The sequence below is a fragment of the Streptomyces sp. NBC_00376 genome, assembly GCF_036077095.1.
In the GTDB taxonomy this organism is placed as follows: domain Bacteria; phylum Actinomycetota; class Actinomycetes; order Streptomycetales; family Streptomycetaceae; genus Streptomyces.
In genome coordinates this window covers 2,412,975-2,438,155 of record NZ_CP107960.1, presented here as the reverse complement: position 1 = coordinate 2,438,155, position 25,181 = coordinate 2,412,975, and the positions used below count along the sequence as shown (strand labels likewise).

The window sequence follows — 25,181 nt, the reverse complement described above, 5'->3', positions numbered from 1 at the left end:
GCGCTGGGGAAGCTCCGGCCCGGCATCGCCCGCAGTCCCCTGCGGGCGGGGTGTTTCTCTCATCTGCAGGAACCGTACGGCAGCCGACGGGGGACCGACAGCGGGAAACAGATCCCGCCATCGGCCCCCCACACGTTCTTCACAGGCCCACACGCGGGCCCCTCGGAACCCCTGCCGGAACGCGTTCCGGGGCCGTCGGGGCTCGCACAGGTCAGATCCGGCCGAACGCCTGCTCGATGACGTCGAGCGCCTCGTTCAGCAGGTCCTCGCCGATCACCAGCGGCGGGAGGAAGCGCAGGACGTTGCCGTACGTGCCGCAGGTGAGGACCAGGACGCCCTCCGCGTGGCAGGCCTTGGCGAGCTTCGCGGCGGCCTCCGGGTTCGGGTCCTTCGTGCCGGACTTCACCAGCTCGATCGCGATCATCGCGCCGCGACCGCGGATGTCACCGATGATGTCGCCGTTGTCGAGCTTCGACTGCATCTCGGCGAGGCGGCCCTTCATGACCTCCTCGATGCGCTTGGCCTTCCCGTTCAGGTCCAGCTCGCGCATCGTCTCGATGGCGCCGAGCGCACCCGCGCAGGCGACCGGGTTGCCGCCGTAGGTGCCGCCGAGGCCGCCGGAGTGGGCGGAGTCCATGATCTCGGCGCGGCCGGTCACGGCGGAGAGCGGCAGACCGCCCGCGATGCCCTTGGCGGTGGTGATCAGGTCCGGGACGATGCCCTCGTCCTCGCAGGCGAACCACTGGCCGGTGCGGCAGAAGCCGGACTGGATCTCGTCGGCGACGAAGACGATGCCGTTGTCCTTGGCGAACTGGGCGATCGCCGGGAGGAAGCCCTTGGCCGGCTCGATGAAGCCGCCCTCGCCGAGCACCGGCTCGATGATGATCGCGGCGACGTTCTCCGCGCCGATCTGCTTGTTGATCTGGTCGATGGCCTGGGCGGACGCCTCGGCACCGGCGTTCTCGGCACCGGTCGGCCAGCGGTAGCCGTACGCCACCGGCACCCGGTAGACCTCGGGCGCGAACGGGCCGAAGCCCTGCTTGTACGGCATGTTCTTGGCGGTCAGCGCCATCGTGAGGTTGGTGCGGCCGTGGTAGCCGTGGTCGAAGACGACGACCGCGGTGCGCTTGGTGTGGATGCGGGCGATCTTCACCGCGTTCTCGACGGCCTCGGCGCCCGAGTTGAACAGCGCGGACTTCTTCGGGTGGTCGCCCGGCGTCAGCTCGGCGAGCTGCTCACAGACCTCGACGTACCCCTCGTACGGCGTGACCATGAAACAGGTGTGGGTGAAGTCGGCGAGCTGCGCGGAGGCGCGGCGCACGACGGCCTCGGCGGAGGCGCCGACCGACGTCACGGCGATACCGGAGCCGAGGTCGATCAGACGGTTGCCGTCCACGTCCTCGATGATCCCGCCACCGGCGCGGGCGGTGAACACCGGCAGGGTGGAGCCCACACCTGCGGCAACCGTCTCCAGACGGCGGGCCTGCAGCTCCACCGACTTCGGGCCGGGAATGGCAGTGACGACGCGGCGCTCCTGCGGGATTTCGGTCATGAGGGGCTCCTGGGGGATGTTTCGGACGCTTCCTGGCCAGGCTATGGGCGAGGCCGGGGGTACGGCATGTTCCGATCGGGAGTGGTGTTCGCGCGTCGTTGTCCGTCACGGACATAGCGAGGGGGTGCGGCGGGCCGGGAAACCGTGCGCCCCGGTGCGGGAGCCTTGCTGAACTCGCCCTGCGGGCGCACTAGATTGACCGGGGCAGACGGACGGACCCGGCCGGTCAGGGGGCAACGGTTCATGAAGAGCGACGACGCGCGCGGTGCGCGGGGCACGAGCGGTACCGAGGGGGAGGGCGGCCGGCCCGATGTGCCCCGCCCTCAGGTGCCGCGCCCGGCCGGGCCGCCGCCCGCCGCCCCGCCGATGCCCATCGGCGCGCCCCGGAGCGGGCCACCCGCGGCTCCGCCGATGCCCGCCGGCCTTCCCGGGGCCGGGCCGTCGGTCGTGGAGTGGCTGAACACCGTCCGCCCCGCCGCCGGGCCCGGTGTCTGGCGCTACGGACATGTGCCGCGCTCCGCCGAGCGGCCGCCGCGTCCCTCCCTGCTCGGGCCGCTGATCGCCCTGGCGCTCTGGCTGGTGATCTGGGCGCTGCTGGCGGACTTCCGGATCCCGTACGTGAAGGTGCCCCTGGAGGCGGTCACGCCGGGGAGCTGGTGGGTCTTCGACACGCTGCGGGCAGGCTCCGTGCCGGCCGCCGCGTACAGCATCGAGACGCTCTACAACCAGCTGCTGGTGCTGATCGCGGGGCTGTGGGCAGCCCGCGTCGGACACTGGGCGGGGCTCTTCCGGTACTGGGCAGGCCCCCGCCCGGAGCGTGCCCGGCTGGCCCTCTCGGGCTTCGGCGCGCTACTGGCCCTGTGGCTGATCTGGACCCAGAAGGTGCCGCTGCTGGACGTCCTCTTCTACTGGACGAGGGGCTGGCTGTTCAGCGGGGACCAGTTGCTGGCCACCCTGGCCGCCTACGGCTCCTACGCGGTGGCCATCGCCGTCGTCGTGGTGCCGATCGGCCGGGCCGGGCAATGGCCCGCCGCTCTCCGCGCTCTCCGGGCGCGGCGCGCGGCCCCCCGAGCGCAGGACGCGGAAAACCCGCCGCCCGTGGCCGGGACGGACGCGGCGACCTGGCCGAAGCTGCGCGCCGCGGGACGCGTGGAGGCGGCTCAGGCGCTCACCGCGGCCGTCCGGGCCGGGCGCCTGAACGACGTGGACTGCGTACGCGTGAACCGTGCCTGGGAGCGGGCGCGGACCCGTCACGACGGACCGGCGTCCTTCGACGAGGCGGTCGTGCGCCGGGGGGCCGATGCCTTCCTGCATCCCTCGGGCAGCCGGGACCTTCCCCTGCGGACCGCGCGTCACGATCTGCTGGCCGGCCAGGTCCGGATCGGTGACTGCGCGGACGACGAACGCAACCCGTACGCCCGCAGGGGTTCGGGCATGGCCCTGGACCCCGCCCTCCTCGGCACGTCCCTGCTGGCGGTCGGCCCGCCCGGCGCGGGCAAGACGGCGCGGGCGGTGCGTCCGGTCGTCGAGACGCTGGCCCTCCAGGCCCTGACGGGCGGGGCGGCGGTGCTCGCGGTGGGCGCCGCGGGAGCGTCCCTGGGTCCCGACGACGCGTACGACGTCGTGGTGAAGATCGGCGACCCCTCGTCCGTCCACGACTTCGACCTGTACGGCGGGTCGGCCGACCCGGACGAGGCCGCGGCCACCCTCGCGGAAGGACTCGCCGGGGACGTGCCGGACCTGGACGGACGGCGCGCGGCCCTGGCCCTCGGCCAGCTGCTCGGCCCCTACCGGGCGGTCCACGGCTGCTTCCCGGCGGTGCCGGCGCTGCGGGAGCTGCTGGCCGGGGACGAGTCGGCCGTCGGTGAGCTGCGACGCGCCCTGGAGGCGGGCGGCCACTCGGCCATGCTCCGTGAACTGGACGCCCGGATCCGGCAGACCGGCGGAGCGGGCGACCCGGCGGCGGTACTGGCCGATCGCGTCGCCCTCCTCGACCGGCCCGCGTTCGCCGGTTTCTTCGCCACCGGGGAGGAGGCGCGGCCCTTCTCGCTCCGCTCGCTGGGACAGCATCCGCTCAGGGTCCGGATCGACCTGCCGGAGCGCGCCCATGCCGGGGCCTGCCGGGTGCTGACCCGCCTCGTCCTCGCACAGTTCAACGCGATCGCCGCGGCCCGCCCCGACCGGTCGGTCTTCACCTGTCTGGTGCTGGACGACGCGACGCACACGGTCACCACCGAGACCGTCCAGGGGATCAGGCGGCTCAGGTCGGTGAACGCCGGCGCCGTACTGGCGCTGCGCACCCTCGACGACGTCCCCGAGGGGCTGCACTCGGCGCTGCTGGGCGCGGTGGGATGCGGCATGATCTTCCCGGGCGTCACCACCTGGGACGGGAAGCGGTTCTCGGAGGCATGGGGCAAGGAATGGGTCTCGGTCCGCGAGGTGGCCCAGCACGGGGTCTTCGCCGACCAGCCGTTCACCCGCGCCATGCACGCGCTGCGCAAGCTCGCCACCGGCAAGGCGGTCACCGTCGACGCGGTCACCGTGCGGCAGGTGGAGCGCGAACGCTGGTCCGCCTCCGCGCTGGCCTACGAGCTGCCCGCCGGGCACGCGGTTCTCTCCGTGACGACGGTCGACGGCGAACACGTGCCGCCGCTGCTGGTGAATCTGAACGGCTGAGCGGTGCGGGGTGCGCCCGGCACCCCGCACCGTTGGTCGTGGTCATGCCGGACCCTGCCGCTCTGGCAGAATTGAGAACAGCCGTTCGTACGGGACGGCAAAAATCGACTCTCCGAGGTCCCGCGGTCCCCATGCCCCTCACTCTCGCCTCGCTCGTCCAGCATTCGGCGCTCAAACTCACCGTGCGCGCGGGGGCGGACCGGCTCGACGCGCCCGTGCGCTGGGCGCACGCCAGCGAGCTCGCCGACCCCGTGCCGTACATGGAGGGCGGCGAGTTCCTGCTCGTCACCGCCACCAACCTCGACGCCGAGAACCCCGAGGCGATGCGGCGCTATGTGCGGCGGCTGGCCGGGGCCGGGGTCGTCGGCCTGGGCTTCGCCGTCGGCGTCAACTACGACGAGGTGCCGAAGGCGCTGATCGACGCGGCCGAGGAAGCGGGGCTGCCGCTCCTCGAAGTGCCGCGCCGCACCCCGTTCATCGCCATTGCCAAGGCCGTCTCCTCCGCGATCTCCGAGGAGCAGTACCGCGCCGTGACCGCCGGGTTCGAGGTCCAGCGGGAACTGACCCGGGCCGCCCTCGCGGGCGACGGGCCCGGCGAACTCCTCACCCGGCTCGCCGCGCACCTCGACGGCTGGGCGGCGCTGTACGACGCCGCCGGCCAGGTCGTCGCCGCCGCACCCGAGTGGGCCGCCCGCCGCGCCGCCCGGCTCACCCCCGACGTGGAGCGGCTGCGGGACCGCCCGGCCCCGGCCAGCGTCGTCGTCGGCGACACCGACGACCGGGTCGAGCTCCAGTCCCTGGGCACCGGCCGCCGGGTCAGGGGAGCGCTCGCCGTCGGCACCGGGGCGGCACTCGGCACCGCCGAGCGGTACGCGGTGCACTCCGCCGTCGCCCTGCTGACCCTGACCACCGCACGCTCCCGGTCCCTGCAGGGCGCCGAACAGCGCCTCGGCGCGGCGGTGCTGCGGATGCTGCTCGCCGGCCAGCCGGACCACGCCAGGGCCGTCGCCGGGGACCTGTACGGGGGACTGCTCGACGCCCCGTTCCGGCTGCTCATCGCGGAGGCGTCCGCCCCGGCCACCCCGCTGTCGCTCGGCGAGGCGATGGAGGCGGCGGCGCTGCGGACCGGCGAGACCCTGCTGACCGTCCCCGAGGGCGACCGGCTCGTCGTGCTGGCCGCGGACGGCGGAGCGGCGGTCGCCGCCTGCACGGCGTACGCGGAGGCCCAGGAGGCGCGGGCGCCCGCCGAAGGGACCAAGCCGGAGGACGGCCAGGTGGTCGTGGGCCTCTCCGCCCCGGCGGGCCCGATCGCCGTCTCCGCCGCGTACAAGCAGGCCGAACAGGCCCTGTCGGTGGCCCGCCGCCGGGGCAGGGCACTGGTCGAGCACGAGGAGCTGGCGGCCGGCTCGGTGCTCCCGCTGCTCGCGGACGACGCGGTGCGGGCCTTCGCCGACGGAATGCTCCGGGCCCTGCACGAGCACGACGCCAAGGGCCGCGGCGACCTCGTCGCCTCGCTGCGGGCCTGGCTCGCCCACCACGGCCAGTGGGACGCCGCCGCCGCGGACCTGGGCGTGCACCGCCACACCCTGCGCTACCGGATGCGCCGGGTCGAGGAGATCCTGGGCCGCTCGCTGGACGATCCGGACGTCCGGATGGAGCTGTGGCTGGCGCTCAAGGCGACGAGCGCCCCGTCGGCGGCGGAGGCGTAACCACCGAACCGGAGCCACAGGCTCCGGTCGCATCCGACAAACCGGCGCGTCCCCGTGGCGCACTGCTCCACCCCGGACAAACGCCACGGCGCCCGCGCGGCCCTACGGTGGGGGCAAGACACCCCCACCGCTCCGAAGGGCCGGAACCTCCATGACTTCCACCCACGCCTTCTGGCTCGCCGGCCGCCAGGCCACCGGCGAGGACAGCTTCGACGTCACCAACCCCTACGACGGCCGTCTCGTCGGCACCGTGAGCGTGCCGACCGACGCCCAGATCGAGGAGGCCGTCGCGGCCGCGCACGCCGTGCGCGAGGAGTTCGCCGCGACCCCGGCCCACGTCCGGGCCGCCGCACTCGACCACGTCGTACGCCGTCTGGTGGAGCGCACCGAGGAGATCGCCCAGCTGATCTCCGCCGAGAACGGCAAGCCCATCAAGTGGGCCCGCGGCGAGGTCGGCCGCGCCGTCTCCGTGTTCCGGTTCGCCTCGGAGGAGGCCCGCCGCTTCAACGGCGGCGACGCCCAGCGCCTGGACACCGACGCCGGCGGCACCGGCCGGCTCGGCCTGACCCGCCGCTTCCCGCGCGGCACGGTCCTCGGCATCGCGCCCTTCAACTTCCCGCTGAACCTGAGCGCCCACAAGGTGGCCCCGGCCATCGCCGTCGGTGCGCCGATCATCCTGAAGCCCGCCCCGGCCACGCCGATCTCCTCGCTGATCCTGGGCGAGCTGCTGGCCGAGACCGACCTGCCGGCCGGTTCCTGGTCCGTGCTGACCGTCCCCAACGACCGGATGCCCGCCCTGGTCCAGGACGAGCGCCTGCCGGTCATCTCCTTCACCGGTTCCGGCCCGGTCGGCTACTCGATCCTGGAGTCGGTGCCCCGCAAGCACTGCACCCTGGAGCTCGGCGGCAACGCCGCGGCGGTCGTCCTCGGCGACTACGCCTCGGACCAGGACCTGGACTGGGCCGCGACCCGTATCGCGACCTTCTCCAACTACCAGGGCGGCCAGTCCTGCATCTCGGTGCAGCGCGTCATCGCGGACGCCGCCGTCTACGACCGGCTGCTCCCGAAGATCGTCGCGGCCGTCGAGGCCCAGGTCACCGGCGACCCGTCGGACGCCACCACCGACGTCGGCCCGCTGGTCAGCGAGGACGCCGCCAAGCGCGTCGAGTCCTGGGTCGACGAGGCCGTCCAGGCCGGCGCCCAGCTCCTCGCCGGCGGCAAGCGGGACGGCGCCACCTATGCGCCGACCGTGCTCGCCGAGCTCCCGGACAATGTCACCCTCTCCTGCGAGGAGGTCTTCGGACCGGTGCTGACCGTGCAGAAGGTGGACGGCGAGGCCGAGGCGTTCGAGGCCGTCAACTCCTCCAAGTACGGCCTGCAGGCAGGCGTTTTCACGCACGACCTGCAGACCGCCTTCCGCGCCCACCGCGCCCTCGAGGTCGGCGGCGTGATCATCGGCGACGTCCCCTCCTACCGCGCCGACCAGATGCCGTACGGCGGCGTCAAGGAGTCCGGCGTCGGCCGCGAGGGCGTCCGCTACGCCATGGACGACTACACCTACGAGCGCGTGCTGGTCCTCACCGGCCTCGCCCTGTAGTCCGCGAACAGGATCGAAGAGATCCACCCGAAGTCGCCTGTGTTCCGCCTGGACAGCACGACAGCAGGTGACAGCGAGACGGCCGGAGCCCACTGTGCGGGGGCTCCGGCCGTCTCCGCGTCTCTGTCGCGCCCGCCACCGCAGGCGGGTCAGTGGAGTGGCTCCCGACCCGATCGGCGTCCGGGGGATGGTGGACGTGTCGGGATTCGGGTACATACGGACGAGTAGGGCCTGTCCGGCCCGAGCCGGCTGGTACCCGTGGGCGCTGTCCCCACCCGGACCGGCCGCGTCCACCCACTCACGCCGCGGCGAGGTGAGCTCCTCATGTCCGCACCATCCGCACCGAAGAACACGCCCCGGGTCACCGAGCGCGAAGCGCGCCAAGTGGCCGAGGCCGCACGCGAACAGGACTGGCACAAGCCGAGCTTCGCCAAGGAACTCTTCCTCGGACGCTTCCGGCTCGACCTGATCCATCCGCATCCGCTGCCGCCCGCGGACGACGTCCGGCGGGGCGAGGCCTTCCTCGCCCGGCTGCGCGAGTTCTGCGAGACGAGGATCGACGGTGCCCTGATCGAGCGCGAGGCGAGAATCCCCGACGAGGTGATCAACGGCCTCAAGGAACTCGGCGCGCTCGGCATGAAGATCGACCCCAAGTACGGCGGCCTCGGCCTGACCCAGGTCTACTACAACAAGGCCCTGGCCCTGGTCGGTTCGGTGAGCCCGGCCATCGGCGCGCTGCTCTCCGCCCACCAGTCCATCGGTGTGCCGCAGCCGTTGAAGATCTTCGGCAGCCAGGAGCAGAAGGACACCTTCCTGCCCCGGCTGGCCCGTACCGACATCTCGGCGTTCCTGCTCACCGAACCGGACGTCGGCTCCGACCCGGCCCGGCTCGCCACCTCGGCTGTCCCGGACGGGCCCGACTACGTCCTTGACGGGGTGAAGCTCTGGACGACCAACGGCGTCGTCGCCGACCTGCTCGTCGTGATGGCCCGGGTACCGAAGTCGGAGGGCCACAAGGGCGGCATCACGGCCTTCGTCGTCGAGGCGGACTCCCCGGGCATCACCGTCGAGAACCGCAACGCCTTCATGGGCCTGCGCGGCCTGGAGAACGGCGTCACCCGCTTCCACCGGGTCCGGGTCCCCGCCGCGAACCGCATCGGTCCCGAGGGCGCCGGGCTCAAGATCGCCCTCACCACGCTCAACACGGGACGGCTCTCGCTGCCCGCCATGTGCGTCGGCGCCGGGAAGTGGTGCCTGAAGATCGCCCGCGAATGGTCCGCGGTACGTGAGCAGTGGGGCAGGCCGGTCGCCCGGCACGAGGCCGTCGGCGCCAAGATCTCCTTCATCGCCGCGACCACCTTCGCCCTCGAGGCGGTGGTCGACCTCTCCTCCCAGATGGCCGACGAGGACCGCAACGACATCCGTATCGAGGCCGCCCTCGCCAAGCTGTACGGCTCCGAGATGGGCTGTCTGATGGCCGACGAACTCGTCCAGATCCGGGGCGGACGCGGCTTCGAGACCGCCGAATCCCTCGCCGCCCGCGGCGAGCGGGCCGTCCCCGCCGAACAGTTGCTGCGCGACCTGCGGATCAACCGGATCTTCGAGGGCTCCACCGAGATCATGCATCTGCTGATCGCCCGCGAGGCCGTCGACACGCATCTCAAGGTCGCCGGGGACATCATCGACCCCGACAAGCCCCTCTCCGCCAAGGCGAAGGCGGGCGCCAACGCAGCCGGCTTCTACGCCCGCTGGCTGCCCAGGCTCGTCACGGGACCGGGACAACTCCCGCGTACGTACGGCGAGTTCAGCCATCCCGGCCACCCCGACCTGGCCGCCCATCTGCGCTACGTCGAACGGGCCTCGCGCAAACTGGCGCGCTCCACCTTCTACGCCATGTCGCGCTGGCAGGGCCGGATGGAGACCAAGCAGGGCTTCCTCGGCCGGATCGTCGACATCGGCGCGGAGCTCTTCGCGATGAGCGCCGCCTGCGTCCGCGCCGAACTGCTGCGCTCCTCGGGCGACCACGGACACGAGGCCTACCGCCTCGCCGACGTGTTCTGCCACCAGTCCCGCGTCCGCGTCGAGGAACTCTTCACCCGCCTGTGGACCAACACCGACGACCTGGACCGGCGCCTGGTCGACGGCGTCCTGTCCGGGGCGTACACCTGGCTGGAAGAGGGCGTCGTCGACCCGAGCGGCGAAGGCCCCTGGATCGCCGACGCCACCCCGGGACCGTCCACGCGGGAGAACGTCCACCGGACCATCCGCTGAACCACCAGGGCCTGTCCGACCCTGATCCGCCGGACAGGCCCTGGCCGGGCGGGGCGCTTCCACGCACCGGACGCGCCCCGCCCGGACACCACCCGGGCCCCCGGCGCCGTCCCGCCCACCCCGTCTCCGGGACGCACTGTCCACGCCCACAGGTGATGCGGCAACAATGGGGGGCATGAGCGACAGCCCCGCCCCCCTTGCCGACCCGCACCTCGTCTTCGACGCAGCGGAAGGCCGCCGGGATCTCGTCATCCTCGGCTCCACCGGATCCATCGGCACCCAGGCCATCGACCTGGTGCTGCGCAACCCCGACCGCTTCCGCGTCACCGCGCTCTCCGCCGCCGGCGGACGGGTCGCCCTCCTCGCCGAGCAGGCGAGGCGGCTGCGGGTGGCCACCGTCGCCGTCGCCGCACCGGACGCCGTACCGGCCCTGCGCGAGGCGCTGCGCGAGCAGTACGGGACGGGCGAGCCGCTCCCCGAGATCCTCGCGGGGCCCGACGCCGCCGCGCAGCTGGCCGCGAGCGACTGCCACACCGTGCTCAACGGAATCACCGGCTCGATCGGACTCGCCCCCACGCTCGCCGCGCTGGAGGCGGGCCGCACGCTCGCCCTGGCCAACAAGGAGTCGCTGATCGTCGGCGGCCCGCTGGTCAAGGCGCTGGCGAAGCCCGGCCAGATCATCCCGGTCGACTCCGAGCACGCCGCACTCTTCCAGGCACTGGGCGCCGGCACCCGCGCCGACGTGCGCAAGATCGTCGTCACCGCCTCCGGCGGCCCCTTCCGGGGACGGACCAGGAGCGAACTGGCGGAGGTCACCCGCGAGCAGGCCCTCGCCCACCCGACCTGGGCCATGGGACCGGTCATCACGATCAACTCCGCCACCCTGGTCAACAAGGGCCTTGAGGTCATCGAGGCACATCTCCTCTACGACATCCCGTTCGACCGGATCGAGGTCGTGGTCCACCCCCAGTCGTACGTTCACTCCATGGTGGAGTTCACCGACGGCTCCACCCTCGCCCAGGCCACGCCCCCGGACATGCGCGGCCCGATCGCCATCGGCCTCGGCTGGCCCGCCCGCGTCCCGGACGCCGCCCCCGCCTTCGACTGGTCGAAGGCGTCCAGCTGGGAGTTCTTCCCGCTCGACGACGAGGCCTTCCCGTCCGTGGGTCTGGCCAGGCACGTCGGCACGCTCGGGGCCACCGCACCGGCCGTCTTCAACGCCGCCAACGAGGAATGTGTCGACGCATTCCTCGCAGGACGGCTGCCGTTCAACGGAATCATGGATACGGTCACGGCGGTGGTGGCCGAACACGGCAGCCCCGCCACGGGAACTTCGCTCACGGTCGCAGACGTCCTGGAAGCGGAGACCTGGGCACGAGCCCGGGCCCGTGAACTCTCGGCGAAAGCGACAGCGGAGGCGCGCGCATGAGTATTTCGACGGTCCTGCTGACGATTCTGGGCATCGCCGTCTTCGTCTTCGGCCTGCTGTTCTCGATCGCCTGGCACGAGCTGGGGCACCTGTCGACCGCGAAGCTCTTCGGTATCCGCGTACCTCAGTACATGGTCGGCTTCGGGCCGACGATCTGGTCGCGGAAGAAGGGCGACACCGAGTACGGGATCAAGGCCATCCCGGCCGGCGGCTACATCCGCATGATCGGCATGTTCCCGCCGGGAGAGGACGGGCGCCTGGAGGCGCGGTCCACCTCGCCCTGGCGCGGCATGATCGAGGACGCAAGGTCGGCCGCCTTCGAGGAACTCGAACCGGGCGACGAGAAGCGCCTGTTCTACACGCGCAAGCCGTGGAAGCGCGTCATCGTGATGTTCGCCGGACCGTTCATGAACCTGGTCCTGGCCGTCGCGATCTTCCTCGGTGTGGCGATGACCTTCGGCTTCCAGACCCAGACCACCGAGGTGGCCGGTGTCCAGAAGTGTGTGATCGCCCAGAGCGAGAACCGCGACACCTGCAAGAAGTCCGACCCGGTCTCGCCCGCCCAGGCGGCGGGGCTCCAGAAGGGCGACAAGATCGTCGCCTTCGACGGGCAGAAGGTCGACGACTGGGCCACGCTCTCCGACAAGATCCGCGACACCATCGGCCCCGCCACCATCACCGTCCTGCGCGACGGCCAGGAGAAGACCCTCCACGCCGTGCTCAAGGAGAACGCGGTGGCGAAGAAGGACTCCAAGGGCGAGGTGATCGCCGACCAGTACGTGAAGGCCGGCTACCTCGGCTTCGCCGCCCAGACCGAGATCGTCCCGCTCTCCTTCGGCGACTCGGTCGTCCGCATGGGAGACATGATCGAGAACGGCGTCGACTCGATCATCGCCCTCCCGTCCAAGATCCCCGGCCTGTGGGACGCCGCCTTCGGTGACGGCGAGCGGGCGGCCGACTCCCCGGTGGGCGTCGTCGGCGCGGCCAGGATCGGCGGCGAGGTGATGACGCTCGACGTCCCCGCGACCAACCAGATCGCGATGATGCTGTTCCTGCTGGCGGGCTTCAACCTCTCGCTGTTCCTCTTCAACATGCTGCCCCTGCTGCCGCTCGACGGCGGGCACATCGCCGGAGCGCTCTGGGAGGCCCTGCGCCGCAATGTGGCCCGGGTCTTCCGGCGCCCCGACCCCGGCCCCTTCGACGTGGCCAAGCTGATGCCGGTCGCCTACGTCGTCGCCGGAGTCTTCATCTGCTTCACGCTGCTGGTGCTCGTCGCCGACATCGTGAATCCGGTCAAGATCTCCTGACCCACCGAGCGCCTTGTTGCACCGCGAGTGACGGCCCGGTACACAGTGTGTGTCCGGGCCGTCGCATTTGTGTAGCACTCCCGTACGCGGTGTGCTTCGGGCCGCCTGCGGTGCCGTAACCTCGAAGGCCGGAGCCCGCCGATCTCGGGACCTTGATCCACACCTTGGGGATGCTCAGCGCATGACTGCGATTTCTCTCGGAATTCCGTCCGTTCCGACCAAGCTCGCCGACCGGAGGGTCAGCCGCAAGATCCAGGTCGGGTCGGTTGCGGTGGGCGGGGACGCGCCGGTGTCGGTGCAGTCGATGACGACGACGCGTACGTCGGACATCGGTGCGACGTTGCAGCAGATCGCGGAGCTGACGGCGTCGGGCTGTCAGATCGTGCGGGTGGCGTGTCCGACGCAGGACGACGCGGACGCGCTGGCGACGATCGCGAAGAAGTCGCAGATCCCGGTGATCGCGGATATTCATTTCCAGCCGAAGTACGTGTTCGCGGCGATCGACGCGGGTTGTGCGGCGGTGCGGGTGAATCCGGGGAACATCAAGCAGTTCGACGACAAGGTCAAGGAGATCGCGCGGGCGGCGGGGGACGCGGGTACGCCGATCCGGATCGGTGTGAACGCGGGTTCGCTGGACGCGCGGCTGCTGGCGAAGTACGGGAAGGCGACGCCGGAGGCGTTGGTGGAGTCGGCGTTGTGGGAGGCGTCGCTCTTCGAGGAGCACGGTTTCCGTGACATCAAGATCTCGGTGAAGCACAACGATCCGGTGGTGATGGTCAATGCGTACCGTCAGCTGGCGGCTCGTTGTGACTATCCGCTGCATCTGGGTGTGACGGAGGCGGGTCCTGCGTTCCAGGGGACGATCAAGTCGGCGGTGGCGTTCGGTGCGTTGCTGTCGGAGGGGATCGGGGACACGATCCGGGTGTCGTTGTCGGCGCCGCCGGCCGAGGAGGTCAAGGTCGGCATCCAGATCCTGGAGTCGTTGAACCTGCGGCAGCGGCGGCTGGAGATCGTGTCGTGTCCGTCGTGCGGCCGGGCGCAGGTGGATGTGTACAAGCTGGCGGACCAGGTGTCGGCGGGCCTTGAGGGCATGGAGGTGCCGTTGCGGGTGGCCGTGATGGGCTGTGTCGTCAACGGTCCGGGCGAGGCCCGTGAGGCGGACCTGGGTGTCGCGTCCGGCAACGGCAAGGGGCAGATCTTCGTGAAGGGCGAGGTCATCAAGACGGTGCCCGAGTCGAAGATCGTCGAGACGCTCATCGAGGAAGCCCTGAAGATCGCCGAGCAGATGGAGAAGGACGGCATCGCCTCCGGCGAGCCCGAGGTCTCCGTCAGCTGAACCGATGACTCGCACCACAGCGCCCCGCCGGACGAATCCCGTCCGGCGGGGCGCTGCCGTGAGCGACCTCACGGCCTCCCACAACCCCTGTTCACAGGCACGGGGGGCACGGATGAGCCGCGTCGGTTACAGTGCGGAAATCAGCAGACCGTATGGTGAGGCCCCCTCGTGTTGACGCAGACCACCACCCGGGTCCTCGAACCCAGCGACCTCGGAGCCGCTCTCGCCATCCTGGAGAGCGAGCCCGTCGCCAACGCCTTCGTGACGTCCCGGGTCCAGATCGCAGGTCTCGATCCCTGGCGCCTCGGCGGCGAGATGTGGGGCTGGTACGCCGACGGACGGCTCCGCTCGCTCTGCTACTCGGGCGCCAACCTCGTCCCCATCTGCGCCACCCCCGAGGCCGTCCGGGCCTTCGCCGACCGGGCCCGCCGGGCCGGCCGCCGCTGCTCCTCGATCGTCGGCCCCGCCGAACCCACCGCCCAGCTGTGGCGGCTCCTCGAACCGGGCTGGGGCCCCGCCCGCGAGGTCCGGGCGAACCAGCCGCTGATGGTCACCGAGAGCCCGTCCGCCGACGTGATCCCCGACCCCCTGGTCCGCCGGATCCGCAAGGACGAGATGGACGTCCTGATGCCGGCCTGCGTGGCGATGTTCACCGAGGAGGTCGGCATCTCCCCGCTCGCGGGCGACGGCGGACTCCTCTACCAGGCCCGCGTCGCCGAACTCATCGGAGCCGGCCGCTCCTTCGCCCGGATCGACGACGGCAAGGTCGTCTTCAAGGCGGAGATCGGCGCCGCGACCCCGCAGGCCTGCCAGATCCAGGGCGTCTGGGTCGCCCCCGAACACCGTGGCCGAGGACTCTCCGAGACCGGCATGGCGGCCGTCCTGCGCTACGCGCTCGCCGATGTCGCCCCCCTCGTCAGCCTCTACGTGAACGACTACAACACCCCCGCGCGCCGGTCCTACGCCCGGGTCGGTTTCCAGGAGACCGGCGCGTTCATGAGCGTGCTGTTCTGACCGGCCGGCGGCCGCCCATCCGTACCCCGTTGCCCACCGGGGCCAGTAGGGTCGGCGCATGGCAGCAGTTCCCGGGGGCGGACCCCGCACTCCCAGCGTCCGGATCGGGCCCATCGATCTCGCCGCGCGCGTGGACGAGGCGCTCGCCGTACAGGCCGTCGCCTTCGGCCTGGGGCCCGAAGAGATCGAGGTACGGCGCCACATCGTCCTCAGACACCTCGACCACCCGCACGCCCGCGCCCTCGGCGCCACCACCCCCGGCGGACGGCTCGTCGGCTTCGTCTACGGGATGCCGAACGAGCGCGGCCAGTGGTGGTCCACCGTCGTCGAGCCGTACCTCCGCGCCACCGGCTGCGTGCACTGGCTCGACGACTCGTTCGTCATCACCGAACTCCACGTCCTGCCGGAGTTCCAGAACCACGGTATCGGGCGCACGCTGATCACCACCATCACCGACGCCGTCGACCAGCCCCGGTCCATCCTCTCGGCCATCGACACCGAGAGCCCGGCACGTGGTCTGTATCGCAGTCTCGGCTACCAGGACCTGGCCCGGCAGGTGCTCTTCCCCAGCGCTCCCAAGCCGTACGCCGTGATGGGGGCCCCGCTCCCGCTGCGTCGCAAGGGCTAGGCCCTGCACGGCCGCCGACAATGGATTTCCGCCCACCCGCACCGCCCGGCTAACCTCCTGCACATCACCCTTTCCGAGCAGGAGTTCATCATGGCCCAGGTCCAGCGCATGTCCCGATTGATGATCAAGACACTGCGCGACGACCCGGCCGACGCCGAGACGCTCAACCACAAGCTGCTCGTCCGGGCCGGCTACGTACGTCGCACCGCGGCCGGAATCTGGACCTGGCTGCCGCTCGGCAAGAAGGTCCTGGAGAACATCACCCGCGTCGTGCGCGAGGAGATGGACGCCATCGGCGGCCAGGAGGTGCTGCTGCCCGCGCTGCTGCCCAAGGAGGCGTACGAGGCGAGCGGCCGGTACGACGAGTACGGCGACCTGCTGTTCCGGCTCAAGGACCGCAAGGGCGCCGACTACCTCCTCGGCCCCACCCACGAGGAGATCTTCACCCAGGTCGTCAAGGACATGTGCTCGTCCTACAAGGACCTGCCCGTGATCCTGTACCAGATCCAGACCAAGTACCGCGACGAGGCCCGTCCCCGCGCCGGTGTGCTGCGCGGCCGTGAGTTCCAGATGAAGGACTCGTACTCCTTCGACACCACCGACGAGGGTCTCGCCGAGGCGTACCAGCTGCACCGCGCCGCCTACATCCGGATCTTCGAGCGCCTCGGCCTCGACCACCGGATCGTCTCCGCCGTCTCCGGCGCCATGGGCGGTTCCGCCTCCGAGGAGTTCCTCGCGCCCGCCCCGGCCGGCGAGGACACCTTCGTCGACTGCCCCGACTGCGACTACGCCGCCAACACCGAGGCCGTGACCTTCAAGGCGGTCGCCGCGGACGGCTCGGCGCACGGCCCCGTCGAGGAGCTGGACACCCCCGACACCCCGACCATCGAGTCGCTCGCCGCGCTCCTGGGCGTCGACGCCTCCGCGACCCTGAAGAACCTGCTGGTCAAGGTCGACGGCGAGATCGTGGCCGTGGGCGTGCCCGGCGACCGCGAGGTCGACCTCGGCAAGCTCGGCGAGCACCTGGCGCCCGCCGTCGTCGAACTGGTCACCGCCGAGGACTTCGAGGACCGTCCCGACCTGGTACGCGGCTACGTCGGCCCGCAGGGACTGGAGAAGGTCCGCTTCATCGCCGACCCCCGCATCGCCGCCGGCACCGCCTGGATCACCGGTGCGAACAAGCCCGGCACCCACGCGAAGAACGTCGTCGCGGGCCGCGACTTCGAGGTCGACGACTACCTCGACGTCGTCGTCGTCGAGGCGGGCGACCCCTGCCCCAACTGCGGCGCCGGCCTCCGGGTGGACCGTGCCATCGAGATCGGCCACATCTTCCAGCTCGGCCGCAAGTACGCCGACATCTTCTCCCTCGACGTCCTCGGCCAGCAGGGCAAGCCCGTCCGCGTCACCATGGGCTCGTACGGCATCGGCGTCTCCCGCGCCGTGGCCGCGCTCGCCGAGCAGACCGCCGACGACAAGGGCCTGTGCTGGCCCCGCGAGATCGCCCCGGCCGACGTCCACGTCGTCGCGGCGGGCAAGGCGCTCCAGACCGAGCTGGCGCTCGACGTCTCCGAGAAGCTGAACGCCGCCGGCCTGCGCGTCCTGGTCGACGACCGTCCGGGCATCTCGCCCGGCGTCAAGTTCACCGACTCCGAGCTCATCGGCGTCCCGAAGATCCTCGTCGCCGGCCGCCGCTCGGCCGAGGGCGTCCTGGAGCTGAAGGACCGCCGCACCGGCGAGCGCGAGGAGCTCACCGTCGACGAGGCGATCGCCCGCCTCACCGCCGGCAGCTGATCCCACGAGAAGCCGCAGGCCCCTGCGCACCGCGCGGGGGCCTGCGGCTTTCGTCATCTCACAGCCAGCTCGCGAACTCCAGCGTCAGCTCGCCCTCCTGGCGGCGGCCGGCCGCCAGCGCCCGGGTCCCCGACTCCACCGCACGGAACAGCGTCCAGCCGTGCAGCCGCTCCCGGTCCACGTCCAGCGAATCGGCGAGCTTCTTGATCCTGCGGCGGGCCGTCACCGCGCCGCCGGGGGAGGCGATCAGATCCTCGACGCGGTCGCGGACCAGGCGCGCCAGATCGTAGGCACGTTCACCGACCAGCGGCTCGGGACCGACCGTCAGCCATGGCACCCGCTCGCCGGCCAGCACCTTGCTCTGCCGGAAGTTGCCGTGCAGCAGCAGGAGTTCGGGGGAGTGGGCGACCAGTGCCTCGCGCGCCGCGAGGGCCGCGGAGACCAGCGGCTCCAGGCCCGGGTCGGCCGCCGCGCTCGCCCGCATCGGCTCGATACGGCCCCCGGTCCGTTCGGCGACCGTCTCGAAACCGTGCCCGGCCGGCGGCTCGACCCACAGCCTGCGCACCGTCCCGGCCGCCTCCAGCAGCGCCTTCGCCTCCGGCAGAGAGCGCAGCGACACCTCGGGGTGCAGCCGCTCCAGCAGCAGTGCGCCGGGGGCGTCCGCGATGAGCCGCACCGCACCCCAGCCGTTCCAGTGGGCCAGCGCGGCCCGCTCCAGCTCGGGTGCGGCCCCGGGCGGCGCGATCTTCAGCGCGGCCGGGGTGCCGTCGGCACAGGTCACCAGCAGGACCAGACTGCTGCGGCCCCCGGGGGCGGCGACCCGCTCCACTGTCGTGTTCTGCCCGGTGGCGGACAGTGCTTCCTCGGTCAGTGCGGGAAGCCGCGCGAGCCAGTCGGCGGCGCCTTCGTCCCCGTACGACTCGCCCAGCGCCCGCACCAGACGCTGCGGCGGTTCGAAACCCATACGTGCCTTGTTCCCTTTCAGAGCTGCTTCAGTGCGTCGCGCCGGACCCGTTCGTCCCACCGGCCCCGGTCTTCGCGGCCGTCCCGGTCTTCGCGCCGGTGCCTTCGGAGGCCCGCTCGGCGAGCCCGGGAAAGGCTACGCCGCTGCCCCGCCAGCGGACCGCCCGCACCGCGGCCTCCCGCATCGCGTCGGCGGCCTCCCGCCTGAGCGGCCCCTCGGCGGCCCGGACGAGGTCGGAGTACACGCCCGCGACCCGGTCCTCCAGCACGGCCGCCAGCCGCACCGCCGCGGCCGGGTCCGGCACGGCGAACGGCAGAGCGTACGCGGCCTGTGCCGCCACCGGCTCACCGCCCAGTCCGCGCACGGTCCGCACCAGCGCGTCGCGCCGGGCCCGGTGCGCGTGGTGGGCCGCCGCCGCCTCGGCCCGGCGGCCCTCGGCGACCCGGCCGCCGACCACCCCGTACCCGTACACCGCCGCGTGCTCGGCGGCCAGGGCCGCCTGTGCGGCCTTCCGTGTCCCGGCGCTCATGACGAGGTCTCCTTGGCCAGTTCGGTCAGCAGATAGGCGTGGGCCGCGCCCGCCGCCGCGATCGACGCCAGCAGCCGCGCCAGCTCGGGCGGGGCCTCCATGAGAGCCGCCAGGTGCGCGTCCGCGGCACGGCGTTCCGCCGCGGCCAGTTCCCCGACGGCGGCCTTGGCACCGGTCGCGCGCGAGCGCGTGAAGCTGAGCGCCTGCGCGCCGTCGGGGGCCAGTGCCTTCGCGTGGGCGCGCACGGCGTCCCGCAGCGGCGCGAGCCCGGCGGCGGTCGCCGGATGGGCCCTGATCACGTGCTCGTACCCGCCGAGCAGCTCCAGGCTGGTCCGTGCGGCCGTCGTACGGATCCGCTTCTCCGCCCGTGCCGCGGAGGCCTGCTCGGCCGTGGTCGCCGCCCCGGACCGGGCGGAGTCCTTCCCGCTCCCGGCGCCGTCACCGCAGCCGGCCAGCACCGCCCCCAGGGCGATGGCTCCCGTCGCGGTGAATACACCCCTGCGCGTCGTCCCCGTGCGCCGCACCTGTTCTCCTCCGGGCCTGGCCCTGACTTGACTGGATCTGTCCTGAAGTGATCACCGCAGGCGAGCGTACCCGCGGCCGCGAGGACGGCGGACGGCAACACCCCTCGGGACCGGATACCCTTTGACCTGACACGCGACGATCCCCACAACAGCACACGCGGCCGAGGAGTCACCCGGATGAGCACCACCCAGAGCGAGAGGCTGCGCGGGCTGCTCGAACCGCTCGTCAGCGCCGAACAGCTGGATCTCGAAGAGATCGAGGTGTCCCGGGCAGGCCGCCGCCGCGTGCTGCGCATCGTCGTGGACTCCGAAGAGGGCGTCGAGCTGGACGCCTGCGCCGAGCTGAGCCGCGCGATCTCCGAGAAGCTCGACGAGACCGACGCGATGGGCGACGGCGAGTACGTCCTCGAAGTCAGTTCCCCCGGTGCCGACCGTCCGCTGACGGAGCACCGCCACTACGTACGTGCCACGGGCCGCCTGGCCAAGCTCAACCTGCACGAGGGCGGCGAACTGGTGGCCCGCATCCTCGCCGTGGACGAGGACGGCCTCGACCTCGAAGTGCCGGGCGTCAAGGGCCGCAAGCCCACGTCCCGCCGGGTCGCCTTCGACGAGATCGCCAAGGCGCGCGTGGAGATCGAATTCAGCCGCAAGGACAAGAAGGAAGAGGAGGCGTAGCCGTGGACATCGATGTGAAGCTCTTGAAGGGCTTGGCACAGGACAAGGAGATCCCCTTCGACGTGCTCGTCGAGGCGATCGAGTCGGCCCTCCTCATCGCCTACCACCGTACCGACGGGAGCTACCGCCGCGCGCGCGTGAAGCTCGACGAGCGCGGCCATGTGACGGTGTGGGCGAAGGAGGACCCGGCCGACCTGGAAGAGGGCCAGGAGCCGAAGGAGTTCGACGACACCCCGTCCGGATTCGGCCGGATCGCCGCGACCACCGCCAAGCAGGTCATCCTGCAGCGGCTGCGCGACGCCGAGGACGACAAGACGTTCGGTGAGTACGCGGGCCACGAGGGCGATGTCGTCACCGGCGTCGTCCAGCAGGGCAAGGACCCGAAGAACGTCCTGGTCGACATCGGCAAACTGGAAGCGATCCTGCCGGTGCAGGAGCAGGTGCCGGGCGAGGAGTACACCCACGGCCTGCGGCTGCGTACGTATGTCGTACGGGTCGCCAAGGGCGTGCGCGGCCCCTCCGTGACGCTGTCGCGGACCCACCCCAACCTCGTGAAGAAGCTCTTCGCGCTGGAGGTTCCGGAGATCGCCGACGGTTCCGTCGAGATCTGCGCGATCGCCCGCGAGGCCGGTCACCGCACCAAGATCGCGGTCCGTTCGACCCGTTCCGGGCTGAACGCCAAGGGTGCCTGCATCGGCCCCATGGGCGGCCGGGTGCGCAATGTCATGGCCGAGCTGCACGGCGAGAAGATCGACATCGTGGACTGGTCGGACGACCCGGCCGAGATGGTGGCCAACGCGCTGTCGCCCGCACGGGTGAGCGAGGTCGAGGTCGTCGACCTCGGCGCACGTTCCGCCCGGGTCACCGTGCCGGACTACCAGCTGTCGCTGGCGATCGGCAAGGAGGGGCAGAATGCCCGCCTGGCCGCCCGTCTCACCGGCTGGCGCATCGACATCCGCCCGGACACCGAGACCGACGCCGAGCGCGACGTCGCCGACCGGGAGCGCGCGGAGCGGGCCCGCGAGCGGTCCGAACGTCGCTGATCCGGTGCCCTGCGGGGCGCTGATCCGGCGGTCCGTGCGGACTTCCGGGAATATTTCTCAGCGGCATCGCCGCTGAGATCACGACAACATCCGTTCGATTTTTGCCCCAAAGGGGTGAGGTCGGTGCGGGGAGGTAGACTTAGCCGTGTCTGGCCGGACGCACGCCCGTGCTTGCCCTGAGCGAACCTGTGTGGGATGCCGGGAGCGGGCGGCCAAGAGCGAGCTGCTGCGCATCGTCGCGGACGAGGACGTTTGTGTCCCCGATCCTCGCGGTACGCTGCCCGGCCGGGGTGCATATGTACACCCCGCCTCCGTCTGTCTGGACCTGGCGGTTCGCCGCCGGGCCTTCCCCCGGGCCTTCAAGGCCAAGGGGCCGTTCGACCCCGCCGCAGTGCAGCGGTTCGTCGAGCGGGTGACACCGTAAGAAATGAACGGCACGGGACCCCGTGCGGTCAGGTACCTCGCGAGTTGGAAGTAGGTCGAGATTGCGATGAGCACTCGATGAGTACGCGATGAGTACGCCCATGAAGTAGCGACGGTCCGGCGGTAACCCGGACCTAAAAGGAGCGAAGTGGCTAAGGTCCGGGTATACGAACTCGCCAAGGAGTTCGGCGTCGAGAGCAAGGTCGTCATGGCCAAGCTCCAAGAACTCGGTGAATTCGTCCGTTCGGCGTCCTCGACGATCGAGGCGCCGGTTGTACGCAAGTTGACTGACGCACTGCAGGGGCCCGGCGGCAACGCCGGCAAGTCCGCTGCGAAGCCTGGCGCGCCCCGTAAGGCGACGCCCGCAAAGCCCGCAGCGCCCTCCCCGGCCGCTGCGGCACGTCCCGCTGCCCCGAAGCCCGGCGCCCCGGCCCCCAAGCCGGCCCCCGCCGCCCCGGCGAGCAGCACTCCCGCAGCGCCTTCCGCGCCGGCTGCCGGCCCGCGTCCGGGCCCGAAGCCCGCGCCCAAGCCCGCTCCGGTGACCCCGGTGCCCGCCGCCGAGTTCTCGGCTCCGGCTCCGGCCCAGCCCGCTGCCCCGCAGCAGCAGGCCCCGCGTCCCGCGGGTGCCACCCCGGGCCGCGTCCCGCCCGTCCGGCCCCGGCCGGCGGTCAGCGTGACGGTGGCCAGCGCGACGGCGGCCGTGGCGGCGAGCGCGGCGGCGACCGCCCCGCACGTCCCGCGGGCCAGGGCGCTCCGCGCCCCGGCGGCGCACGTCCGGCCGGTCCCCGTCCGGGCAACAACCCCTTCACCTCCGGTGGCTCGACGGGCATGGCCCGTCCGCAGGCGCCCCGTCCCGGCGGCGCCCCGCGTCCCGGTGGCGGCCAGGACCGTCCGGGCGCCCCGCGTCCGCAGGGCGGCCCCGGTGGCGCTCCGCGGCCCCAGGGCCAGGGCGGCGCCCGTCCGACTCCGGGTGGCATGCCCCGTCCGCAGGCTCCCCGTCCGGGCGGTGCCCCCGGTGGTAACCGTCCGAACCCGGGCATGATGCCGCAGCGTCCCGCTGCCGGCCCGCGTCCCGGTGGTGGCCCCGGCGGTGGCCGTGGTCCCGGTGGCGGCGGTCGTCCCGGCGGCGGTGGCGGCGCAGGCCGTCCCGGCGGCGGTGGCTTCGCCGGCCGTCCGGCCGGTCCCGGTGGTGGCGGCGGCGGTTTCGCCGGTCGTCCCGGTGGCGGCGGTGGCGGTGCGGGTCGTCCCGGTGGTGGCGGCGGCTTCGGCGGTCGTCCCGGCTTCGGTGGACGTCCCGGCGGCCCCGGTGGCCGTGGTGGCACACAGGGTGCGTTCGGCCGTCCCGGCGGTCCCGCGCGTCGTGGTCGCAAGTCGAAGCGGCAGAGGCGTCAGGAGTACGAGGCCATGCAGGCCCCGTCGGTGGGCGGCGTCATGCTGCCTCGCGGCAACGGACAGTCCGTCCGTCTGTCGCGCGGTGCCTCCCTCACCGACTTCGCGGAGAAGATCAACGCCAACCCGGCGTCGCTCGTCGCCGTGATGATGAACCTCGGCGAGATGGTCACGGCGACGCAGTCCGTCTCCGACGACACCCTCAGGCTGCTCGCGGACGAGATGAACTACGTCCTCGAGATCGTCAGCCCCGAGGAGGAGGACCGCGAGCTGCTCGAGTCCTTCGACATCGAGTTCGGCGAGGACGAGGGCGGCGAAGAGGCCCTGGTCTCCCGTCCGCCGGTCGTGACCGTCATGGGTCACGTCGACCACGGTAAGACCCGACTGCTGGACGCGATCCGCAAGACGAACGTCGTCGCGGGCGAGGCCGGCGGCATCACGCAGCACATCGGTGCGTACCAGGTCTCCTCCGAGGTCAACGGCGAGGACCGCCGGATCACCTTCATCGACACCCCGGGTCACGAGGCGTTCACCGCCATGCGTGCCCGTGGTGCGAAGTCCACCGACATCGCGATCCTCGTGGTGGCGGCGAACGACGGTGTGATGCCCCAGACGATCGAGGCGCTGAACCACGCCAAGGCGGCCGAGGTGCCGATCGTGGTCGCGGTCAACAAGATCGACGTCGAGGGTGCCGACCCGACCAAGGTGCGCGGTCAGCTCACCGAGTTCGGTCTGGTGGCCGAGGAGTACGGCGGCGACACGATGTTCGTCGACATCTCCGCCAAGCAGGGCCTCAACATCGAGGCACTGCTGGAGGCCGTCGTCCTCACCGCCGACGCCTCGCTCGACCTGCGGGCCAACCCGGAGCAGGACGCGCAGGGTATTGCGATCGAGTCCCACCTCGACCGCGGCCGCGGTGCCGTCTCGACGGTCCTCGTCCAGCGCGGAACGCTGCGCATCGGCGACACGATGGTGGTCGGCGACGCGTACGGCCGTGTCCGGGCGATGCTCGACGACAACGGCAACAACGTCGAGGAAGCGGGTCCGTCGACCCCCGTCCTCGTGCTCGGTCTCACCAACGTCCCGGGTGCCGGCGACAACTTCCTGGTGGTCGACGAGGACCGTACGGCCCGTCAGATCGCCGAGAAGCGTGCCGCCCGTGAGCGCAACGCCAACTTCGCCCGCAAGGGTGTCCGGTTCTCCCTGGAGAACCTGGACGAGGCGCTCAAGGCCGGTCTGGTCCAGGAGCTCAACCTCATCATCAAGGGCGACGCGTCCGGTTCGGTGGAGGCTCTCGAGTCCTCGCTGCTCCAGCTCGACGTCGGCGACGAGGTCGACATCCGGGTCCTGCACCGCGGTGTGGGTGCGGTCACCGAGTCGGACATCGACCTGGCGACCGGCTCCGACGCCATCGTCATCGGCTTCAACGTCCGCGCTGCCGGGCGTGCCCAGCAGATGGCGGAGCGCGAGGGTGTCGACGTCCGCTACTACTCGGTGATCTACCAGGCCATCGAGGAGATCGAGGCGGCCCTCAAGGGCATGCTCAAGCCGGAGTACGAAGAGGTCGAGCTCGGTACGGCGGAGATCCGCGAGATCTTCCGCTCGTCCAAGCTGGGCAACATCGCCGGTGTGCTGGTCCGCTCCGGCGAGGTCAAGCGCAACACCAAGGCGCGCCTGCTGCGCGATGGCAAGGTCATCGCGGAGAACCTCAACATCTCCGGTCTGCGCCGCTTCAAGGACGACGTCACCGAGATCCGCGAAGGCTTCGAGGGCGGTATCAACCTCGGAAACTTCAACGACATCAAGATCGACGACGTCATCGCGACGTACGAGATGCGCGAGAAGCCGCGAGGCTGATCCACGGGGACTCCGGGGAACACCCCCCGGAGCTCTCCTCAACAGTCGGGGCCGGTCGACGGGTCGTATTTCCGTCGATCGGCCCCGGCCGTTCCGTGTACGGTTCTGGTGTCCCTGCCAAGCACTGGCAGGGCGCGAACCCGAACCGGCGGGACATCCGGACATACATGTATGTGGGGACACTGTCCTTCGATCTGCTTCTCGGCGACGTACGGTCGTTGAAGGAGAAGCGCTCCGTCGTCCGTCCGATCGTCGCCGAGCTCCAGCGGAAATACGCGGTGAGCGCGGCGGAGGTGGGCGGTCAGGATCTCCATCGCAGGGCCGAGATCGGCCTTGCCGTGGTCTCCGGGGACACCGGACACCTCACAGATGTTCTGGACCGGTGCGAGCGACTGGTGGCCGCACGGCCGGAAGTGGAGCTGCTGTCCGTACGACGGCGGCTGCACAGCGACGAAGACGATTGAGCA

18 protein-coding genes and 1 pseudogene are annotated in these 25,181 nt (G+C 71.6%); 15 read left to right on the top strand and 4 right to left on the bottom strand.

Features of this window, described 5'->3' with window-relative positions; all coding sequences use genetic code 11:
* Positions 1-211 precede the first annotated feature (211 nt).
* The gene (gene gabT, locus OG842_RS10685; protein WP_266729396.1) at positions 212-1,552 is read right to left on the bottom strand and encodes a 4-aminobutyrate--2-oxoglutarate transaminase; all 1,341 of its coding nucleotides are present in this window, start codon (positions 1,550-1,552) and stop codon (positions 212-214) included.
* Positions 1,553-1,795: 243 nt separating this feature from the next.
* On the opposite strand from gabT, the gene OG842_RS10680 reads away from it, so the two are divergent.
* From OG842_RS10680 to OG842_RS10635, 10 genes are all read left to right on the top strand, one after another.
* Positions 1,796-4,228, top strand: coding sequence for an ATP/GTP-binding protein (locus tag OG842_RS10680; protein WP_266729395.1), 2,433 nt, complete (start codon positions 1,796-1,798; stop codon positions 4,226-4,228).
* A 131-nt stretch (positions 4,229-4,359) separates the two neighbouring features.
* Entirely contained in the window at positions 4,360-5,937 is a 1,578-nt protein-coding gene (locus tag OG842_RS10675) for a PucR family transcriptional regulator (protein ID WP_266729394.1), read from the top strand.
* 151 nt (positions 5,938-6,088) lie between these two features.
* Positions 6,089-7,534, top strand: coding sequence for an aldehyde dehydrogenase family protein (locus OG842_RS10670; RefSeq protein ID WP_266729393.1), 1,446 nt, complete (start codon positions 6,089-6,091; stop codon positions 7,532-7,534).
* A gap of 324 nt (positions 7,535-7,858) precedes the next feature.
* Complete coding sequence (locus OG842_RS10665; RefSeq protein WP_266729392.1) at positions 7,859-9,805, top strand: acyl-CoA dehydrogenase family protein; 1,947 nt, start codon at positions 7,859-7,861, stop codon at positions 9,803-9,805.
* 175 nt (positions 9,806-9,980) lie between these two features.
* Positions 9,981-11,234, top strand: coding sequence for a 1-deoxy-D-xylulose-5-phosphate reductoisomerase (gene dxr, locus OG842_RS10660; protein WP_266729391.1), 1,254 nt, complete (start codon positions 9,981-9,983; stop codon positions 11,232-11,234).
* The gene (locus tag OG842_RS10655; RefSeq protein ID WP_266729390.1) at positions 11,231-12,541 is read left to right on the top strand and encodes a M50 family metallopeptidase; all 1,311 of its coding nucleotides are present in this window, start codon (positions 11,231-11,233) and stop codon (positions 12,539-12,541) included. The genes dxr and OG842_RS10655 overlap by 4 nt, the downstream gene beginning before the upstream one ends.
* A gap of 181 nt (positions 12,542-12,722) precedes the next feature.
* The gene (gene ispG / locus OG842_RS10650; protein ID WP_266729389.1) at positions 12,723-13,877 is read left to right on the top strand and encodes a flavodoxin-dependent (E)-4-hydroxy-3-methylbut-2-enyl-diphosphate synthase; all 1,155 of its coding nucleotides are present in this window, start codon (positions 12,723-12,725) and stop codon (positions 13,875-13,877) included.
* Between the two features lie 168 nt (positions 13,878-14,045).
* A complete protein-coding gene (locus tag OG842_RS10645; protein WP_266729388.1) occupies positions 14,046-14,891 on the top strand; it encodes a GNAT family N-acetyltransferase in 846 nt (281 codons plus the stop codon).
* Between the two features lie 58 nt (positions 14,892-14,949).
* A complete protein-coding gene (locus OG842_RS10640) occupies positions 14,950-15,519 on the top strand; it encodes a GNAT family N-acetyltransferase (RefSeq protein WP_266729387.1) in 570 nt (189 codons plus the stop codon).
* Positions 15,520-15,609: 90 nt separating this feature from the next.
* Positions 15,610-17,310, top strand: coding sequence for a proline--tRNA ligase (locus OG842_RS10635; RefSeq protein ID WP_266729386.1), 1,701 nt, complete (start codon positions 15,610-15,612; stop codon positions 17,308-17,310).
* Between the two features lie 58 nt (positions 17,311-17,368).
* Here OG842_RS10635 and OG842_RS10630 read toward each other — a convergent pair whose 3' ends face one another.
* Genes OG842_RS10630 through OG842_RS10620 form a run of 3 tightly spaced genes read right to left on the bottom strand, consistent with a single transcriptional unit; the run spans position 17,369 to position 19,327 of the window.
* A complete protein-coding gene (locus tag OG842_RS10630; RefSeq protein WP_266729385.1) occupies positions 17,369-18,274 on the bottom strand; it encodes an aminoglycoside phosphotransferase family protein in 906 nt (301 codons plus the stop codon).
* Positions 18,275-18,302: 28 nt separating this feature from the next.
* Positions 18,303-18,803 carry a ferritin-like domain-containing protein gene (locus tag OG842_RS10625; RefSeq protein ID WP_266729384.1) on the bottom strand — a complete coding sequence of 167 codons (501 nt, stop codon included), beginning with the start codon at positions 18,801-18,803 and terminating at the stop codon, positions 18,303-18,305.
* Complete coding sequence (locus OG842_RS10620) at positions 18,800-19,327, bottom strand: hypothetical protein (RefSeq protein ID WP_266729383.1); 528 nt, start codon at positions 19,325-19,327, stop codon at positions 18,800-18,802. Before OG842_RS10620 ends, OG842_RS10625 begins: the two co-directional genes overlap by 4 nt.
* Positions 19,328-19,504: 177 nt before the next feature.
* On the opposite strand from OG842_RS10620, the gene rimP reads away from it, so the two are divergent.
* The 5 genes and pseudogenes from rimP to OG842_RS10595 all read left to right on the top strand — a co-directional run bounded on the left by rimP (position 19,505) and on the right by OG842_RS10595 (position 25,178).
* Complete coding sequence (gene rimP / locus OG842_RS10615; protein WP_266729382.1) at positions 19,505-20,002, top strand: ribosome maturation factor RimP; 498 nt, start codon at positions 19,505-19,507, stop codon at positions 20,000-20,002.
* A gap of 2 nt (positions 20,003-20,004) precedes the next feature.
* Complete coding sequence (gene nusA, locus OG842_RS10610; protein ID WP_266729381.1) at positions 20,005-21,045, top strand: transcription termination factor NusA; 1,041 nt, start codon at positions 20,005-20,007, stop codon at positions 21,043-21,045.
* A gap of 145 nt (positions 21,046-21,190) precedes the next feature.
* Entirely contained in the window at positions 21,191-21,469 is a 279-nt protein-coding gene (locus OG842_RS10605; protein ID WP_266729380.1) for a YlxR family protein, read from the top strand.
* A 147-nt stretch (positions 21,470-21,616) separates the two neighbouring features.
* A pseudogene (gene infB, locus OG842_RS10600) lies at positions 21,617-24,714 on the top strand (translation initiation factor IF-2).
* 167 nt (positions 24,715-24,881) lie between these two features.
* Positions 24,882-25,178 carry a DUF503 domain-containing protein gene (locus OG842_RS10595; RefSeq protein WP_072489324.1) on the top strand — a complete coding sequence of 99 codons (297 nt, stop codon included), beginning with the start codon at positions 24,882-24,884 and terminating at the stop codon, positions 25,176-25,178.
* Positions 25,179-25,181 lie beyond the last annotated feature (3 nt).